Genomic DNA, 16,715 nt, shown 5'->3' with positions numbered 1-16,715 from the left:
GGCAAAACTGTTCAAAATATGTTCACGCTCTCGCCCTGAACCAAAGCCCAACCAAGAACTCCGCTTTACAATTCCTGTGCTCGTCCGATTAAAAACCCTTGCCCTCCTGTGACATCAAAGCGCTTCAATGCCGTCAGTTGTTTCTCGCTTTCCACACCAGTCGCAATCACTTCAATGTTTAAGCTGCTAAACATCTTACAAAGGGTGTGCATGAAAAAGGATTCAGACTCTTTTCCTGCCGCCATACGGGTATAGGAGGAATCCACTTTGACATAATCCGGCATAAGAGTCTGCAGATATTGGAATGCGGAAAACTGCTTACCCACATTATCAATCCCAAACTTCACACCTTGCTTTTTCAATATTCGAATTAAGGTACTGGCTTGTTCCTCTTCGACCAAAACACTTTGCTCTGAGATTTCAAACATGAGCTTTCTTTTCACATCTATAGGAAGTTGGTTTAATGTTTTATCAAGCCATTCAATGAAAGCAGACTTTGCATAAGAAGACGCAGACAAATTCACGGTCAAGGGCGTTGTTACATTCTTTGTTTTAATAAACTCAATCACCCGCTCAATAATGACCTGGTCTATCTGACTGGCCAAATCAAACTGCTCAGCTAAACCAATAAAATAACCAGCATGATACTCCTTACCGCCATGCTCTAGCCCCATAAATACTTCTTCATGAAGTGTGACTGATGACTCATCTAATGTGGCTATTTTTTGCTTTTTCAGCTTAAAGGAACGATTCTGAATAGCCGTTTCCAGTATCCCTTTCCAAGAAGTTCTGTTGATCGCCATGTTTTGACCCATATTCAGATCAAATACTTTACTGGTATTTATCCCTTCTCGCTTGGCCTCTCGCAAAGCGGCATCCGCTTGTGACATAGCACTTGAACGTTCGACAGACCCATCAATGGTCACGGCACCAATATTCGCTACCGCAACCGAGTAACTAATGCTCGCTGTATTTAATTCCATTAACTCAATCATAATTTCATCGACTACTTTAGTCAGCTGACCATGATCAAAGTTAGGGATAAGTAGAACAAAATCCGCCCCGGATAAACGCGCCAACGTAGAAAAAGAAGAAAGTGTCGATACCTTTTTAGTTAGAATATCGGCGGCAGACTGGATGAACATATCCGCCGATTCATAACCACGTTCGTTATTTAGTTTCCCTAAATCTGCCAAACTAATCAAAACTAAACCATCTATGCCTCGCTCTTGTTCAGCAAAATGAGATTTCATCTGACTCTCAAAAAAATGACGATTTCCCAACCCACTTACCGGATCTTTAAAGGCTTTCGCCTGAAGCCACTGGGCGGTTTCGACTTCTGAAGCAAACTCTTTTTCTAGTTTCTCAGCCATACGGTTCATTGATAAAACGACGGATCTTAACTCCCGCGTCTTCGGCACTTTAATCATCTGTATAAAGCGACGCTGCTGTATGGCTTCCGCTTGTTTTTCAAGCTCGGCTAACGGCTGAAATAAATAACGCAATGCAATCCCGCCTAATATCAGCGTAATGGTGCCAATCACCAAAAAAGAAAGCAGTAAATCACGCGACGCAAGCCACAATTGATAATAACCATAGCCAGCACTACCGGTAACATAGACTTGCCCTAGCTCACTCCACCCATTCGAAATAATCGCACGAGCAACTGGCACTTTAAAATCAATGAGCTGAATAAACCAAGTAGGAACGCCATCAATTTTGGTTTCATTAGATCGCACTATATTTTCATCAGTATCGTAAACATGAATACGCACCTCCGAAAAATAGCCACTATCAAACACCGCATTCACGCTGCTTTGCACGGATGCGTAATCTTCCAGAGCCATAAAATCCGACACGGACATGCTTAATGACGTGGCGGAATCCTGAGTCGTCGATTGCAGCTGGCTGATTAAATAGCCTTTCGTGGTATTAAAATTGATCCCCATGACCACAATCAGCATCAATGAGAATATGGCAACAATCGTGATTATTAATTGGCGGAACAGCGTCATCCACGTTCTCCTAATTTGTCATCGTATTAAAACGATTATTTAAATCTGTCCACAAGCTCAATCGTGATGAGCCTCCTACTAGCACACCACGCCCTTTTTCTTTCGACAACCATAAATTCTCAGCATTGAATGAATATATAGGCAAAAGATCATTGCGTTTTGACGCAGGCTTTAATTCTTTATCAAGGTTATCCAGCAACACAGGAACAGAAGTCGGTTTATGGTAATAGGCCAACACCATATGGTGCTGGTTCAAAGTAAGCGCCTTGACATAAACCAAACGCAGCTTGTCATCCGGTACCCCAAGCTCTCTGAGCGTAAAATATTTAGCGATTGTGAAGTCCTCACAATCTCCGGCACGCATCCCCAAAAATTCAATAGGTGTTGCCCAATAATCTTCCTTCCCCCATAGTTGCATATCGTCAACAAAGTCCATTTGATTAAAAAAATTATTCACCAGCGCCAGCTGCTCCGTAATTGGCAGTGCCTTGGATTCACTGACAAGCTTTCGCCACGCTAAAATACGCTTCTCGGCGTCAGCCCCATAAGTCACGCCGGCTTGCTGAGCTAACTTACGGTATTTATCTGACACATCAGCATAAAGCCACCAATGTGGAATACACAAAACAATAAGGCACACACAAACCATACGTTTGCGTGTCTCAATAAAAGAAAAAAACGAAGCAATTCGTTTTTTCATTGTTGTCTTACTGGCCAGTCTTAGACTTTGCATTAAAAGCAGCCAACTGCTCTGCGGTGGCTTCTGGCTGATACTTGGCTTTCCACGTGTCATATGGCTCGCCATAGACAAATTCGCGCGCCTCATCATAATCTATTTTGACGCCCTGTTGCTCTGCCTCGGCCATATACCATTTGCTTAAACAGTTACGACAGAATCCCGCTAAATTCATCAGATCAATATTTTGCACGGACTTATTATCATCAAGGTGCTTCAAAAGACGACGCAACACAGCGGCTTCAATTTCGGTTTGTTTACTCATCATAATTTCACATCTCTCTACTGTCTTATTAAGACATTAATAATTAATCAAGGTGTCGATGTTTCAACGGTTGCTGACGCCACTGCCATTCTTGCGCGGCCACCATAAACACCCTTAGCGGCTGCATATTTTCACCTGCAATTTGCTCTATGGCATAAGCGCACGCTTCTAGGGTCGACAACGACTGAATATTAGGTGACTTGCGAATGCTGTATTGCCCTAATGGCGGCTGTGCAAAACATACGGCACCAAAGGCATGCAATAAGGGCTCAGTGAAATACAATTTCTTCGCCTTTCGCCACGTCGCATCAAGTAAAATGACGCCCTCAATCTCAGCCACAGAGTCTGTTCCTAACGATTCGATAAAAACAGCGCCCTCTGCTGGAAACACCAAACGCCATTTCGCTGGGTCTTTGTGCGCCAAAACACGTCTTAACCTATCTTGGTTTGCTGTCGAAATACATTCCACTGACGGCAAACCTAAAGACAGTAATGGCACGGTATTTTTGGCGTGTCGCGCTTCTTTCGGGTCTTGCAAAACCAAGACTTGTAAGCGTGTAGCAAGCTCCGGGATCCACTGGCAAACACACTGCCCCACTAAAAAATCACACAGCTCACACTGTGATCGTTTTGCGTCTTGCATACTCAAGTCTCAAACCCAACCATTGCGTTCTCAAGCCAGTTTTTCCAGATAAGCTTTTACCACATTATTCCAGCCCAGATCCAACGCCTCTACGGTCAGTGCATGGCCAATGGAGACTTCCATAATTCTACCCGGCTCACATAAAGCCTGAACATTTTGCAAATCTAAGTCATGTCCCGCATTCACTTCTAAGCCAACATCTAAAGCGGCTTGAGCAGCTTGCTGGTAAGTTTCAAGTACTTCATCAAAACCGTCTTTACCAAACGCATTGGCGTACGCTTCCGTATAAAGCTCCACTCGATCAGCACCCACGTCTTTCGCTAATGCCATGTTTTCAGCTTCTGGATCCATGAATAAAACCACACGAATTCCTTTCGCTTTAAGTTTAGCAATAACGGGGCGTAATGCATCTTGATCACGAGCCATGTTCCAGCCGTGGTCAGACGTCAGTTGATTTGGATCATCCGGTACCAAGGTACATTGATCCGGTTCTACGTCCAGCACAACCTCTAAAAACTGCGCATCTGGAAAGCCTTCTATATTTAATTCGGCGCCGGGAAAACGCTTCAACAAGGTCTTTAAATCGTAGGCATCTTGGTAAGTCGCATGACGCTGATCAGGTCTTGGGTGGATGGTAATACCAAACGCACCAAGCTGTAACGTACGCTCCGCCATAGCAATCAAATTTGGGTAATCTCTTCCACGAGAATTTCGAAGTAAGCCAATTTTGTTCAGGTTAACGCTTAAGTGTGTCATTCAACTTCTCTCGACAGGGGCATTTATTGGCATTATAGGACAAACACATAGCGTCCATCACTAAAATACCCAACAAGTTATTCGCTCAGCCATTATATAAGGCAAAGCTTATGGTAAACTGGCCGCCACAAAATAGGAGTCCAAGATGAAATACGAACTCTTTCAATCCATTTATGACAGAGCCGCCCTTCGACATGGTGGAAAAAAACACCTAGAAAGTATGCTCTCTGTGCCGCTAAGCCCAGCACAATTGGACCAACACACAGACGATAGGTGGCTAGCTGCCTTCTCTCAGAAAGTCTTTCAATCTGGCATTAATTGGCAAGTGGTTCGCAACAAATGGCCCGGCTTTGAAAGCGTTTTTTTTGGTTTCGATATCGAGAAAATGTTGCTAATCCATGACGAAATGTGGGAAGAGAAAGCCAAGGACACTCGCATTATTCGCAACTTCGGCAAAGTAATGACGATTAGAGAAAACGCTTTAATGATCAGCGAATGCCAAGCCAGCCATGGATCCTTCTCTCACTTTGTTGCTAGCTGGCCAAATGATGACATCATTGGTTTGTGGGCTTATTTAAAAAAGCATGGCGCACGCCTTGGTGGTAACACTGGCCCCTATACATTAAGAGCCATGGGCAAAGACACCTTCATGCTTACCAGAGATGTAGAAGGCTATTTACGTCATCATGAGATCATTACCACAGGTAGGGACACTCAGTCCGCCTGGAAAGCAGCACAAGCTGCGTTCAATCATTGGCACGAAGAAAGCGGACGCTCTTATACTGAAATCAGCCAGTGCATTGCATTAAGCGTCAATTAAATACCTTATAAACTCAGTACTTTATTCTTTAGGAGAACACATGGCCGATCTGCGTATCGACATTATTTCAGATGTTGTTTGCCCTTGGTGCTATTTAGGCTACTCTCGCCTTAAACAAGCCATTGAACAATTGGGGGATGATTACCGTATCGACATTCGTTGGCAGCCCTTTGAACTGCATCCAGATATGCCAATAAAAGGCGCTGACCGAGAACGCTATTTAGGCGAGCGGTTTGGCAGCCCTGAAAAGCTCAATGAAGCCACGCATGCCATTCAACAGGTAGGTATTGAAGCGGGTATACAGTTCAATTTTTCAGAAAAAGACCGCATCCCAAACACCAAGCTTGCTCATCAATTTGTACTAGCAGCGACAAAATCAAACCTAGCCACGCCCTTTGTATTAGCCTTGTTTCACGCCTATTTTACCGATGGGAAAGACATAGGGAATCAAAGTATTCTTGAGGACGTTGCCTTAAGCATCGGCATGAAAACCTCTGACTTTGAATACGCCCTTAGTGACGAAGCCAAGGCACTCACACAGAAAAAACTACAGCATTTACGTAGCCTAGAGATTAACTCGGTGCCTACTTATGTCATTAATGATAAATACATGGTTCAAGGCGCGCATGATCCAGAGTCCTTCCTGAAGGTGCTGACTGATATCGCCGAAAAACAACACTGATCCACCCAACCCTTCCCTTATAACCAATCAGATCCAACCTATTAGCTGATCTGATTGGCTATCCCCTACAGAAAGCAACAAAAAAACTATCAAACCAAGCAAACAGATAAATTATTACCTATTGATAATCATTAGCATTAAAAATAGAATCGCATAACTAGAATATTGGTGAGAGTGATTTTCATTTATGTACGTTTGTATTTGCAATCAGGTATCAGACAAAGCTATCAAAGCGTCCATCCAAGAGGGGGCGACCACCATGCGTGAACTTTATCAAGAACATAGCATTGGTAGCCAGTGTGGAAAATGCTGTCAGTGTGCTAAAAAGCTACTGAACAATGAGCTTCTTAAAATAGCAGAAACTCAAGTTCAGGTTGCTTAAAATCCGTTATTGCACGCTAGCAATAACGGAGTGATTACATTTGTGATTGAAGGTAATTTTCAATTCCAGAACTAGCAATTAAATGTTGCTGCGTTTCAAGCCAATCAATCTGTTCCTCTTGCTCTTCTAGGATTTTCTCCAGAGCGTCACGACTAATAAAATCTTTCTTTTGCTCACACAAATCAATGGCGGCTTTTAGAGTTGGCAAGGTATCCAGTTCAAACTCTAGGTTTGCTGAGATCATCTCTTCACTGTTTTCACCAATACGCAAACGACCAAGATCTTGCAGGTTCGGCAAGCCTTCCAAAAAAAGCACGCGCTCGATCAAACGGTCTGCGTTTTTCATTTTCTGAATAGACGTTTTATAGTCAGCTTTGTCCAGTGCGCTAAAACCAAAGTCCTTAAACATTCGAGCATGAAGAAAATATTGGTTAATACCCACTAATTCATTGGCCAATACTTTATTTAAACTCAAAATGACTTCACGATCTCCTTTCATAACGCCCCCTTAATTTGCCATTTGAGATTGATAATAATTTTGCATGCCAATTTTTTCCATTAGGCCAAGCTGTTTTTCTAACCAATAAACATGGTCTTCTTCCGTATCAAACAACAAACGCTCAAGCGTCTCACGCGTTTGATAATCACCTTCTGACTCACACACCGCAATGGCATCTCTCACGCTGCTAACCACTTCTAGCTCAAGAGTTAAATCGTTACTCATCATGGAGCGAACATCAGATCCTATTAGCAAGTCGCGGCGTTTCGTCATACAAGGCACACCTTCCAAAAACAAGATACGCTTGATAAGCCAGTCCGAATGCTGAGTTTCTTCTTCCATTTCATGATTGAGGCGCTCATAAAGCTTATTAAGCCCCCAATCTTCATACATACGAGAATGAATAAAATACTGATCAATTGCCGCTAACTCATTTGCCAGCAAAGAATTTAAGCTGTCTATGACTTTTTTACTGCCTTTCATGTTCATTTCCTCTTATTGGGAGTCCATTCATTTTTGCATCACAAGGTGATAAGTTTATGACCTCAACGCTAATATATCCATCACTCGAGTAAACTCGGAGTCGTCGGTTCTTCTATTTTTGCCAACTTGCCTTCGCCAATCTTAACTTCAAGGCTATCAATTCGCTGTAACCCTCGTGGCAGCTTTAATCCCCTACGGCCACGTTCACCCACATATTCTTCAAGCTCTTTGGCTGCAAAAGAGATAAAGCGCTTACCAGCATGAGCCAGTAACAAATCGTCAGGCTGTACACAAGCCAACGCAACGACCAATTCCTCTCTGTCCGCAGCGCGTGCGCTTGGAATACTGATCATCTTATTCCCTTTACCTTTTGCCATTTGGGGCAAAGAAGCCACATCAAAGGCCAGCATACGCCCTTCATTGGAAATCGCTACCACACGACCTTGCTCCGGATTTTGAACAAACACAGGCGCCATCACTTGGGCACCTCTTGGTAACGATAAAGTGGCTTTCCCCGCTTTATTTTTCGCATATAGCTCTTTAAGCTGAGCAACAAAACCATAACCTGCGTCACTGGCCACTAAGTAATAAGCCTCTTCATTATCCAATACAGCAGAGACAATTGTGGCGTCTTTTTCTAGTGAGATACGCCCCGTAATAGGCTCACCCTGACCGCGAGCCGATGGTAAAGTATGGGCTTTAATCGAGTACGTTCGACCATTAGAAGCCAGTAAAACCAAGGTTTGGTTCGAGCGCCCCTTAGTACTAACAAGAAATTCATCACCCGATTTATAACTCAAACCATGGACATCAATATCATGACCTTTCGCGGCACGAATCCAGCCCTGTTTGGATAAGACAACAGTGATCGGATCATTAGACAATAAATCTTCCTCACTGAACGCCTGAGCTTCTTTACGAGCAACAATGGGGGTACGACGATCATCGCCGAAATCATCAATGGCTTCTTGGATCTCATCGGTAATCAATTTTTTTAATTTACGATCAGAAGACAACAACCCTTCTAGCTGCTTACGCTCTTTTTCCAACTCGTCTTGTTCACCCTTGATGCGCATCTCTTCAAGCTTAGCAAGGTGACGCAACTTCAGCTCTAAAATCGATTCAGCTTGCATATCACTCAAACCAAAACGTGCCATCAACTCCACTTTAGGCTTTTCTTCCGTTCGAATGATGTCAATAACTTCATCAATGTTTAAATAAGCAATCAGCAAACCTTCTAGAATGTGCAGACGGTTCATGACTTTATCAAGGCGGAATTGCAAGCGACGGCGAACAACATCGATACGGAAACGCAGCCACTCAGATAAAAAGTCCTTCAATGGCTTCACTTGCGGCAAGCCATCCAATCCAATCACATTCATATTGACGCGATAGGACTTTTCCAAATCCGTTGTAGCAAAAAGGTGCGTCATCAACGCATCAATATCAACACGATTTGATTTAGGCACAATCACTAAACGAGTCGAGTTTTCATGGTCAGATTCATCACGTAAATCGACAACCATAGGCAGCTTCTTGGCCTGCATCTGCGCGGCAATTTGCTCTAATATTTTGCTACCTGACACTTGATGAGGCAGCTCATTAACAACAATCTCGCCTTCTTCAAGAGTAAAACGGGCTCTTGCTTTAATCTGTCCTTTGCCCGTTTCATATAACTTAACTATATCGCTTCTTGGCGTGATGATTTCGCCGCCTGTCGGAAAGTCAGGGCCTTGAACAAAGTTAAGCAAATCCTCTAATTCTGCGTTAGGATTATTCAGTAGATGAATACAGGCACCGCCGATTTCGCGCAAGTTATGCGGCGGAATATCCGTCGCCATACCGACGGCAATACCTGTTGTACCATTAAGTAATAAGTTAGGCAGGCGGGACGGCAAGACCGAAGGCTCTTGCAACGTTCCGTCGAAGTTGAGGGTCCAATCAACCGTACCTTGACTGACTTCTCTCAATAACAGATCTGCGTACTTTGATAACCGAGATTCGGTGTAACGCATGGCGGCGAACGATTTTGGATCATCTGGTGCGCCCCAGTTACCTTGACCATCAACCAAAGGATAACGGTATGAAAAGGGCTGGGCCATTAACACCATGGCTTCGTAACAAGCACTATCACCATGAGGGTGAAATTTACCAAGTACGTCACCCACGGTACGAGCGGATTTTTTGTATTTCGCGCTGGATTTCAGCCCCAATTCACTCATCGCATAGATAATACGTCGCTGAACTGGCTTTAACCCATCACCGATATGCGGCAAAGCTCGATCTAAAATAACGTACATGGAATAATTCAAGTACGCTTTTTCTGTGTAGTCTTTTAATGAAAGGGTTTCATTCGACTCGAAATTTGACAACTCACTCAAGGAAACTTTCCTTCTACTATCGTTTGCATGGACAAATGATCAGCCATGCGGTTTTCATAAATAAATATGGGCTCAACTATAAAGAAACACCCTAACTCACTGCAACATTACCATTAAGATTATCATGGAAAGCTCACTATTCTCGTGTTTCAATACACGTGACAATTAAAAAGGCGTCTATTGATGAACGTATCAGATCAAAATACCCTCGGCTTAATGACCTACAGTCTCGGAGAGACGAGTAAGCGCTTCATCATTTGCCAACAGAATGATCTTTTTATTGCACAAGAATCCCTTTTTCAAAATGCCACCCCCACACGCTTCTATCACCACCCAGCCGACACGTTTGTTTTTATCATTAAAGGTGACATCTACCTACAACAGACAACACAACAGAACGCTCATCTCACTGAAAAAGAAACCGTACTAAAAACACACCAAGGAATTTGGCTAGCCGCGCGCACAATCAATAATATTACCTTGCTAACCCCAACCGTTGAACTTTGCTTGATACGCCTGAGCTCAACCAAACAGATTGAGGAAAATGACGTATTTCAAAAAGTGTCTTCTGGTACAGTTGAGCTCATCCCCGGCAGGAATCACATAAAAACTTGGCCGCTTTGGCAAGGCGCGTCAGGAAGCATTGCTCTGGAGCTATACCCTCCACACTTTAAAGAAACACTCTACTATCAAAAAAATGCCACTCAATACCTGCTTCCGTTAAACGGTGTCGCCTTTATATCGAATGGTAAAAAACCGCCAGAAACCTGCCCTACATTTGGAAAAGTCATTATCAAACAAGAGCGTCGAGCCGTTTTGAACCCAAGCAAAGAAAGCATCACTCTATTGTCTGTCATGACGGCACAACAAAGCAAAGGACGAATTTTGGTGCTAACAAAGCCTAATTGAATAATAAATTTCGTTAGCGCAACACTAAAGCGGTTAAAACATGATCTTCCCAACGACCGTTGATCTTCAGATAATCTCTCGCCATCCCTTCTTTATCAAAGCCGAGTTTTTTGAGCACCGCCGCACTCTTAGCATTTCTTGGCATGTAGCTGGCTTGAATTCGATCAATATGCAACTCCTTATGAACATACTCCAAACCCGCGCTAAGAACCTCATGCATAATACCCTTTCCTTGTTCGCTCTCACGAAGACTGTAACCAAGATTACAAGCCTGAAAAACACCACGGATTATGTTCGAGTAATTGCTATAAGCTAGCATTCTGTCTTCATTGGGCGACAAAAAACAAAACACGACCCCTTTATCCTCCAAGAAGTCTCGGCGCATTTCTCGAATGCGTAACTGACACGTCTCAAGAGAATAATAAGCGTCACTACGTTGCGGCTCCCATGGGGAAAGAAAGGCTTTTTCTTGATTGACATAGTCACGTAAAAGCGACGCTTGAGATTCGTCTAATATCGTCAACACCCCCCTTTTGGTGACAATTTTAGGGAAACGAGACGCACGCAAGGACCGATTAGAGCACTTAAATGACATATCACTCATCACTTCAGACAATTTCAACGAATATTCTTCATACCAAACATTTTCACCTATAGAGAGAATCCTGCGCTGCATATCATGATTCAACCAAGCCTCTGCTGCTGCTTTAGTTTGCCAGTAGGTGACCAGCAAATCCATCTCTCCTGCACCGTATTCGGTGCCAAGAAAACCTGGCTGAGCTCGCGCTAGCTCAAGCACATTTTCAACCATAATACGATAAGTCACATCGTTCGATACCAGTTTGCTAGACAAAAAAACAGCAAAATAAGGCAGTGCACTGGAGGAACTAAATACCTTCATCGACTCTCTAAGACACATACTAAATTGTTTAATAACGATACAAATTTAAGATTATATCCGCATTTTTTCAAATATCGGACTATAGTTAGGATAGATCTACACTGACAGGCAAGCGTTCAAATCTCGTATTGCTGTATCCATACAAGAAGACATATAACTTGTCATCAGTGACATTTAGGATTGCACTGTATTACTTATCATTTTCTGGCTTATTAAAAAAGCCAAGTGCAAATAGATCTCCCTTATTGATGTTCCCCCCTTCAGTCAATAAGGATAAGGACAGTTTGTGCCCGCATAATGCGGGCACTTTTTTATACTGTCTGTGCTATTTTTCCCAAGAACTCCCTGCACCGGCAGTAATTGCTTGGTACTGATCTGGGCGACGATCACGGAATAAACCAAAGGAACGACGAGCTTTACGAATGGCTTCTAAATCGTATTCTGAGTACAGAATGGTACTCTCATCACGACCTGCAACACATTTCATTGCTCCCATTTCATCGGTCATAAAGGAAGAGCCATAAAACTGAATAAAGCTATTTTCGCCCTCTTCTCGGCCGACGCGATTTGCGGCAATAACAGGCACCATGTTCGCCGCGGAATGACCTTGCATGGTTCTTTGCCAATGATCTTTAGAATCCCACTCTGGATAAGGTGGCTCAGAACCTATTGCGGTAGGGTAAAAGATCAGCTCTGCGCCCTTTAACGCTAACTCTCGAGCCAGCTCAGGAAACCACTGATCCCAACAAATACCACAACCGATGCGACCAAACTGAGTGTCCCACACTTTCACTCCAGTATTACCAGGTGTGAAGTAATATTTTTCCTGATAACCTGGGCCATCAGGAATGTGTGTCTTACGATACAAATCCATGACATCGCCATTTGCATCGATCATCACTAAAGAATTATAAAAAACATTGCCATCGCGCTCAAAAAAGCTAATTGGCAACACAACACCCAATTCTTTAGCAAGTTTGCTCATGGTTTGAATTGCTAAGCAATCGTTGACCGGCTGAGCCCAATCAAAATATGCAGGCTTTTGATCAATACAAAAATACGGCCCCATAAACAATTCTTGCAACAGAATAATATTGGCCTGATTCGCAGCGGCTTCTCTTACTTGTGCCACTGCATTGTCTAAATTTGCTTGAAAATCTGTACCGACCGCCATTTGAACGCAGGCCACTTTTACATTACTCATCCTCTACTACCTCCAAAAAAATCTCGCACAACGAAGCAAAATACCGATTTTATACTTGATTCAAATAAGTGCTACCTGCTAGCACTTTTTTATAGGTTGCCAGCAAAGTAACTTGCTCTTCTTGACTAAGCGGACTTGCAGCGATCTTATCTTCATAGCTTTTTAATAATTCCTGCTCATTATAGCTAACGGATTTAAGTACATCCTGAACACTGTCGCCTTTCAATACATGGTCAATTCTAAAACCGTCATCCGTTAAGTAAACGTCTACCGAACAAGTATCGCCGAATAAGTTATGCAAATCGCCCAATGTTTCCTGGTAAGCTCCCACTAAAAAGAAGCCCATCAAGTAGTCTTCACCCTTAGGTGGTGGCGGAGGCAACGGCAGGGACGACTCTATACCTTGACCATCCACGTAGCTGTACAAACAACCATCCGAGTCACAAGTAACGTCTTGTATCTTGCCTCTAAAGGAAGGCGCTTGATCTAATCCTTGCAGTGGCAATACAGGGAACAATTGATCGATACCCCAAGCATCTGGCATAGATTGAAACACGGACAAATTGACAAATAATTTCTCAGCCAATCGCTCATTCAGCTCATCAATCACCGCACGATGACCTCGATTGCGATTGTCTAAACGCGGCAATAAATTGCGGCACGCGGACAAAAACAAGTTCTCCGCTTGCGCCCTTTGTGACAAATTAAGCTGCCCATGATTGTAGAGTGTTAGGCTATCATTAAAGTCATCGAGCAAATCGTGATAGATTTCCACCAGAGAACGACTTTCTTCTTCGTTCTGTCCTTTCAAGCTTTGATAACACGCCCAAAGACGTTGTAACTCAAGCTCACTGTCTTCTGCGGGCTCTTCAATGGGTAAAAGCTCAGCGCCGTGAGAGAAAACATCCGCGATCATCATCGCGTGATGGGCCGTAACGGCACGACCCGATTCAGAAATCAAATGTGGGTGCGGAAGTTCATATTGTTCACAGACGTTGTGGAAAGCAAACACCACATTATTAGCATATTCACCAATGCTGTAGTTCGCCGAAAAATCGTTTTGACAGCGCGTTCCTTCATAGTCGACGCCTAAACCACCGCCCACATCCACCCATTTTACTTTCACATCCATTTGATGAAGCTCAGCATAATAACGAGCACATTCTTTTAAACTGTTTTGGATGTCTCGAATTCGAGTAATTTGCGAACCTAAGTGGAAGTGAATTAACTCAAGGCAATGCAGTAAATTCAACTCACGCAGGCGCTCAATTGCACGCAGCAATTGCGACGTCGTTAATCCAAACTTCGATTTCTCACCACCGCTGTTGCCCCAGTGAGTCGTGCAAGTAGACGCCAAACGAATCCGGATACCAATACGTGGCTGCACCCCAATTTTAGCAGCCTCTTCTAAAATCCAATCAAGCTCATGCATTTTTTCAACAACAATAAACACTTGATGACCCATTTTTTCGGCCATCAAGGCAAGATGAATAAATTCACGATCTTTATAGCCATTACACACAATAATGCCATCTGCATTTTTATGCATAGCCAACACGGCCATCAGTTCTGGCTTACTACCCGCTTCCAAGCCAACTGTAGACGCATTATCAGGCTGACATGCCGCAATTTCTTCCACGACACGACGCTGCTGATTTACTTTTATTGGATAAACAATGGCGTATTTTGCCTGATAGTCGTAATGCTCTATGGCTTGCTGGAATGAATTGGTAATTTTTTCTATACGTGAGTGAAGAATATTCGGGAATCTAACCAAACAAGGGTAAGGGATGCCTTGCTGTTTTAGCGCGACAGACAACTCTGTTAAATCGATGCTATTTTCCCTATCAGGTAATGCAATAACACGCCCTTTATCGTTAATTGAAAAAAAACCACTGCTCCAGTGACCTACGTTGTAAAGTTCCATTGAGTCTTTGATTGACCAAGGCTTCATATCATCTCCAAAAGTCTAAATAACTATAAAATAGCGGCTGTTTCTAATCAGACAATCATAGTAAAACACGCACATGTTATACTTTTTAGATTTAGTTAAAATAAAAAAAGCGGTGCTAAGAAACCTCTTAACGCCGCTTTATTCTAACGAACGAACAAATTAAGAAACGCGTTCACCATGGGCTTGCTTATCCGCATGGTACGATGAGCGGACCAAAGGACCACACGCAGCATGCTTAAAGCCTAGTTCTTTTGCCACTTGCTCATAGCGCGCGAACTCTTCAGGCGGCACAAAGCGAGCCATAGGAAAATGATGCTTTGAAGGCTGTAAGTATTGCCCGATTGTTAACATATCTACATTATGAGCTCGTAAATCTTTTAACACCTCAACTATTTCTTCAAATGTCTCGCCCATACCAACCATCAAGCCTGATTTCGTTGGTACATCCGGACAACGATCTTTAAAGTTTTTCAAAAGATCTAAGGACCACTGATAGTCAGATCCAGGTCTCACTTGACGATACAAGCGCGGAATGGATTCCAAGTTGTGGTTGAACACATCTGGCGGTGCTATTGACAGTGTATCAATTGCTACTTCCATACGACCACGGAAGTCTGGCACCAATGTTTCGATTTCTATATTCGGGCTTGCGGCACGCGTTTCTCTAATACAATCAACAAAATGCTGAGCACCACCATCACGAAGATCATCACGATCTACGGAAGTAATAACCACATATTTCAGTTTCATATCACGAATAGCAGCCGCCAATTCTTTTGGTTCATCAGCACTAAGCGGATTCGGGCGACCATGTGCCACATCACAAAAAGGGCAACGACGAGTACAAATCTCGCCCATAATCATAAAAGTCGCGGTACCGTTACTAAAACACTCACCCAAGTTTGGGCAGTTTGCTTCTTCACATACAGAGGCAAGCTTGTGCTCACGTAAAGTCGCTTTAATGCGCGCGATTTCAGGTGACGCAGGCATACGAACACGAAGCCAATCAGGCTTACGTGGAATTTCTTCTGTAGGAACAATCTTAATAGGGATACGCGCCATCTTATCGGCACCGCGTAGTTTTTCCCCTTGGACAACGCGTTTGCGTTCTGCTGTCATTCTATTTCCACCCTTGTTGGATAGCCGGATAACTGTATCCGAGTTGCTCAGCTAACTGATTCGCCAACTGAACCTTTACATTTGATAAAATAGCGTCTTTATTAAGTCGCTTCATATCCACCATCTGCAAGCCTTGATAGCCACACGGGTTGATACGATTAAATGGGGTGAGATCCATATCAACATTTAAGGCTAGCCCATGAAAGGAGCAACCTCTGCGCACACGTAAACCCAACGATGCAATTTTCTGTTCATTAACATACACACCTGGCGCATCAGGCTTTGGATACGCTTCTATTGCGTTCTGTATCAAAGTGCCGACCACCGCATGTTCCAATACGCTAACTAGATCACGAACCCCTATGCCCAAGCGTTTTAAGTCTACCATAACATAGGCCACTAATTGCCCTGGCCCATGGTAGGTAACTTGGCCACCACGATCAACCTGAATGACAGGAATATCACCCGGAGCCAAAAGATGCTCTTCTTTGCCCGCTTGGCCTTGAGTAAACAAAGAGGGATGCTCTAGCAACCAGATTTCATCAGCATCGTCTTTAGAACGAGTCTGAGTAAACTGTTTCATCCGCTCCCATGTTTCCGTGTAATCAATAACCCCCAAATCACGGCAAATTAAATCACGTTCCATTTACATGACCATCTTAACGGCGTCAATTGACATTAAGTCACGATGCAATGCCGATAATTGATCCTCACTTTGAGCCACAATACGGAAACTAAAACTGACAAACCGACCTTTGCTAGAACGATTGGTGTTTTCAGCTTTTGTATCCATTTCTGGTGCATGTACAAGCAAACATTCTGTTATCTCGGTATGAATACCATCAACATCAAGTGAGACCACTTTGATAACATAATTTTCGCAAGGAAATTCAATTTTAGGTGCATCGACCGCTTTCTCAGCTTGATCACCATCTTTTGTAATTAACGCCATTAATTCAATCTACC

The 16,715-nt window shown here is 43.3% G+C and carries 18 protein-coding genes; 4 read left to right on the top strand and 14 right to left on the bottom strand.

All coding sequences use genetic code 11. The features are described from left to right. Positions 1-65 precede the first annotated feature (65 nt). Genes DK187_RS07120 through DK187_RS07100 form a run of 5 tightly spaced genes read right to left on the bottom strand, consistent with a single transcriptional unit; the run spans position 66 to position 4,415 of the window. The gene (locus tag DK187_RS07120) at positions 66-2,015 is read right to left on the bottom strand and encodes a bifunctional diguanylate cyclase/phosphodiesterase (RefSeq protein WP_111606641.1); all 1,950 of its coding nucleotides are present in this window, start codon (positions 2,013-2,015) and stop codon (positions 66-68) included. A 10-nt stretch (positions 2,016-2,025) separates the two neighbouring features. Then, positions 2,026-2,715, bottom strand: coding sequence for a transglutaminase-like cysteine peptidase (locus DK187_RS07115; RefSeq protein ID WP_188322970.1), 690 nt, complete (start codon positions 2,713-2,715; stop codon positions 2,026-2,028). A gap of 7 nt (positions 2,716-2,722) precedes the next feature. Beyond that, positions 2,723-3,016, bottom strand: a complete 294-nt coding sequence (locus tag DK187_RS07110; protein ID WP_204355595.1) for a DUF1244 domain-containing protein — start codon at positions 3,014-3,016, stop codon at positions 2,723-2,725. Positions 3,017-3,059: 43 nt separating this feature from the next. Then, positions 3,060-3,659, bottom strand: a complete 600-nt coding sequence (locus tag DK187_RS07105) for a tRNA-uridine aminocarboxypropyltransferase (protein WP_111606639.1) — start codon at positions 3,657-3,659, stop codon at positions 3,060-3,062. 30 nt (positions 3,660-3,689) lie between these two features. Beyond that, positions 3,690-4,415 carry a pyridoxine 5'-phosphate synthase gene (locus DK187_RS07100; RefSeq protein WP_111606638.1) on the bottom strand — a complete coding sequence of 242 codons (726 nt, stop codon included), beginning with the start codon at positions 4,413-4,415 and terminating at the stop codon, positions 3,690-3,692. Positions 4,416-4,560: 145 nt separating this feature from the next. Here DK187_RS07100 and DK187_RS07095 point away from each other — a divergent pair, with 145 nt between their 5' ends. The 3 genes from DK187_RS07095 (at position 4,561) to DK187_RS07085 (ending at position 6,299) form a co-directional block, all read left to right on the top strand. After that, a complete protein-coding gene (locus DK187_RS07095) occupies positions 4,561-5,235 on the top strand; it encodes a DNA-3-methyladenine glycosylase I (protein ID WP_111606637.1) in 675 nt (224 codons plus the stop codon). Between the two features lie 40 nt (positions 5,236-5,275). Continuing rightward, positions 5,276-5,917 carry a DsbA family oxidoreductase gene (locus DK187_RS07090; protein ID WP_111606636.1) on the top strand — a complete coding sequence of 214 codons (642 nt, stop codon included), beginning with the start codon at positions 5,276-5,278 and terminating at the stop codon, positions 5,915-5,917. A 187-nt stretch (positions 5,918-6,104) separates the two neighbouring features. Next, the gene (locus tag DK187_RS07085; RefSeq protein WP_111606635.1) at positions 6,105-6,299 is read left to right on the top strand and encodes a (2Fe-2S)-binding protein; all 195 of its coding nucleotides are present in this window, start codon (positions 6,105-6,107) and stop codon (positions 6,297-6,299) included. A 34-nt stretch (positions 6,300-6,333) separates the two neighbouring features. Here DK187_RS07085 and bfr (DK187_RS07080) read toward each other — a convergent pair whose 3' ends face one another. From bfr (DK187_RS07080) to parC, 3 genes are all read right to left on the bottom strand, one after another. Continuing rightward, entirely contained in the window at positions 6,334-6,798 is a 465-nt protein-coding gene (gene bfr / locus DK187_RS07080) for a bacterioferritin (RefSeq protein ID WP_111606634.1), read from the bottom strand. Between the two features lie 9 nt (positions 6,799-6,807). Continuing rightward, positions 6,808-7,281, bottom strand: coding sequence for a bacterioferritin (gene bfr / locus DK187_RS07075; RefSeq protein WP_111606633.1), 474 nt, complete (start codon positions 7,279-7,281; stop codon positions 6,808-6,810). Positions 7,282-7,361: 80 nt separating this feature from the next. Continuing rightward, complete coding sequence (gene parC, locus DK187_RS07070) at positions 7,362-9,662, bottom strand: DNA topoisomerase IV subunit A (protein ID WP_111606632.1); 2,301 nt, start codon at positions 9,660-9,662, stop codon at positions 7,362-7,364. 183 nt (positions 9,663-9,845) lie between these two features. Between parC and DK187_RS07065 the strand changes: the two genes are divergently transcribed. After that, positions 9,846-10,571, top strand: coding sequence for a hypothetical protein (locus DK187_RS07065; RefSeq protein ID WP_111606631.1), 726 nt, complete (start codon positions 9,846-9,848; stop codon positions 10,569-10,571). 13 nt (positions 10,572-10,584) lie between these two features. Here the strand turns inward: DK187_RS07065 and DK187_RS07060 are convergent, their stop codons facing one another. The 6 genes from DK187_RS07060 to DK187_RS07035 all read right to left on the bottom strand — a co-directional run bounded on the left by DK187_RS07060 (position 10,585) and on the right by DK187_RS07035 (position 16,701). Further along, the gene (locus tag DK187_RS07060; RefSeq protein WP_111606630.1) at positions 10,585-11,472 is read right to left on the bottom strand and encodes a GNAT family N-acetyltransferase; all 888 of its coding nucleotides are present in this window, start codon (positions 11,470-11,472) and stop codon (positions 10,585-10,587) included. 325 nt (positions 11,473-11,797) lie between these two features. Then, complete coding sequence (aguB, locus tag DK187_RS07055; protein ID WP_111606629.1) at positions 11,798-12,676, bottom strand: N-carbamoylputrescine amidase; 879 nt, start codon at positions 12,674-12,676, stop codon at positions 11,798-11,800. A 49-nt stretch (positions 12,677-12,725) separates the two neighbouring features. Next, entirely contained in the window at positions 12,726-14,630 is a 1,905-nt protein-coding gene (gene speA, locus DK187_RS07050) for a biosynthetic arginine decarboxylase (protein WP_111606628.1), read from the bottom strand. A 159-nt stretch (positions 14,631-14,789) separates the two neighbouring features. Beyond that, positions 14,790-15,749, bottom strand: coding sequence for a lipoyl synthase (gene lipA / locus DK187_RS07045; protein WP_111606627.1), 960 nt, complete (start codon positions 15,747-15,749; stop codon positions 14,790-14,792). A gap of 1 nt (position 15,750) precedes the next feature. Further along, a complete protein-coding gene (lipB, locus tag DK187_RS07040) occupies positions 15,751-16,395 on the bottom strand; it encodes a lipoyl(octanoyl) transferase LipB (protein ID WP_111606626.1) in 645 nt (214 codons plus the stop codon). Further along, entirely contained in the window at positions 16,396-16,701 is a 306-nt protein-coding gene (locus DK187_RS07035; protein WP_111606625.1) for a YbeD family protein, read from the bottom strand. It lies immediately after the preceding gene. Positions 16,702-16,715 lie beyond the last annotated feature (14 nt).

The sequence above is a fragment of the Marinomonas arctica genome, assembly GCF_003259225.1.
In the GTDB taxonomy this organism is placed as follows: Bacteria; Pseudomonadota; Gammaproteobacteria; order Pseudomonadales; family Marinomonadaceae; genus Marinomonas; species Marinomonas arctica.
The sequence above is the reverse complement of the archived record's forward strand: the minus strand, read 5'-3'. Positions and strand labels throughout refer to the sequence as shown.

Coding starts and splice junctions, on each gene's coding strand:
- DK187_RS07120 (WP_111606641.1), bottom strand. CDS start 2,015: ATGACGCTGTTCCGCCAATTAATAATCACGATTGTTGCCATATTCTCA.
- DK187_RS07115 (WP_188322970.1), bottom strand. CDS start 2,715: ATGAAAAAACGAATTGCTTCGTTTTTTTCTTTTATTGAGACACGCAAA.
- DK187_RS07110 (WP_204355595.1), bottom strand. CDS start 3,016: ATGAGTAAACAAACCGAAATTGAAGCCGCTGTGTTGCGTCGTCTTTTG.
- DK187_RS07105 (WP_111606639.1), bottom strand. CDS start 3,659: ATGCAAGACGCAAAACGATCACAGTGTGAGCTGTGTGATTTTTTAGTG.
- DK187_RS07100 (WP_111606638.1), bottom strand. CDS start 4,415: ATGACACACTTAAGCGTTAACCTGAACAAAATTGGCTTACTTCGAAAT.
- DK187_RS07095 (WP_111606637.1), top strand. CDS start 4,561: ATGAAATACGAACTCTTTCAATCCATTTATGACAGAGCCGCCCTTCGA.
- DK187_RS07090 (WP_111606636.1), top strand. CDS start 5,276: ATGGCCGATCTGCGTATCGACATTATTTCAGATGTTGTTTGCCCTTGG.
- DK187_RS07085 (WP_111606635.1), top strand. CDS start 6,105: ATGTACGTTTGTATTTGCAATCAGGTATCAGACAAAGCTATCAAAGCG.
- bfr (WP_111606634.1), bottom strand. CDS start 6,798: ATGAAAGGAGATCGTGAAGTCATTTTGAGTTTAAATAAAGTATTGGCC.
- bfr (WP_111606633.1), bottom strand. CDS start 7,281: ATGAAAGGCAGTAAAAAAGTCATAGACAGCTTAAATTCTTTGCTGGCA.
- DK187_RS07065 (WP_111606631.1), top strand. CDS start 9,846: ATGAACGTATCAGATCAAAATACCCTCGGCTTAATGACCTACAGTCTC.
- DK187_RS07060 (WP_111606630.1), bottom strand. CDS start 11,472: ATGAAGGTATTTAGTTCCTCCAGTGCACTGCCTTATTTTGCTGTTTTT.
- aguB (WP_111606629.1), bottom strand. CDS start 12,676: ATGAGTAATGTAAAAGTGGCCTGCGTTCAAATGGCGGTCGGTACAGAT.
- speA (WP_111606628.1), bottom strand. CDS start 14,630: ATGAAGCCTTGGTCAATCAAAGACTCAATGGAACTTTACAACGTAGGT.
- lipA (WP_111606627.1), bottom strand. CDS start 15,749: ATGACAGCAGAACGCAAACGCGTTGTCCAAGGGGAAAAACTACGCGGT.
- lipB (WP_111606626.1), bottom strand. CDS start 16,395: ATGGAACGTGATTTAATTTGCCGTGATTTGGGGGTTATTGATTACACG.
- DK187_RS07035 (WP_111606625.1), bottom strand. CDS start 16,701: ATGGCGTTAATTACAAAAGATGGTGATCAAGCTGAGAAAGCGGTCGAT.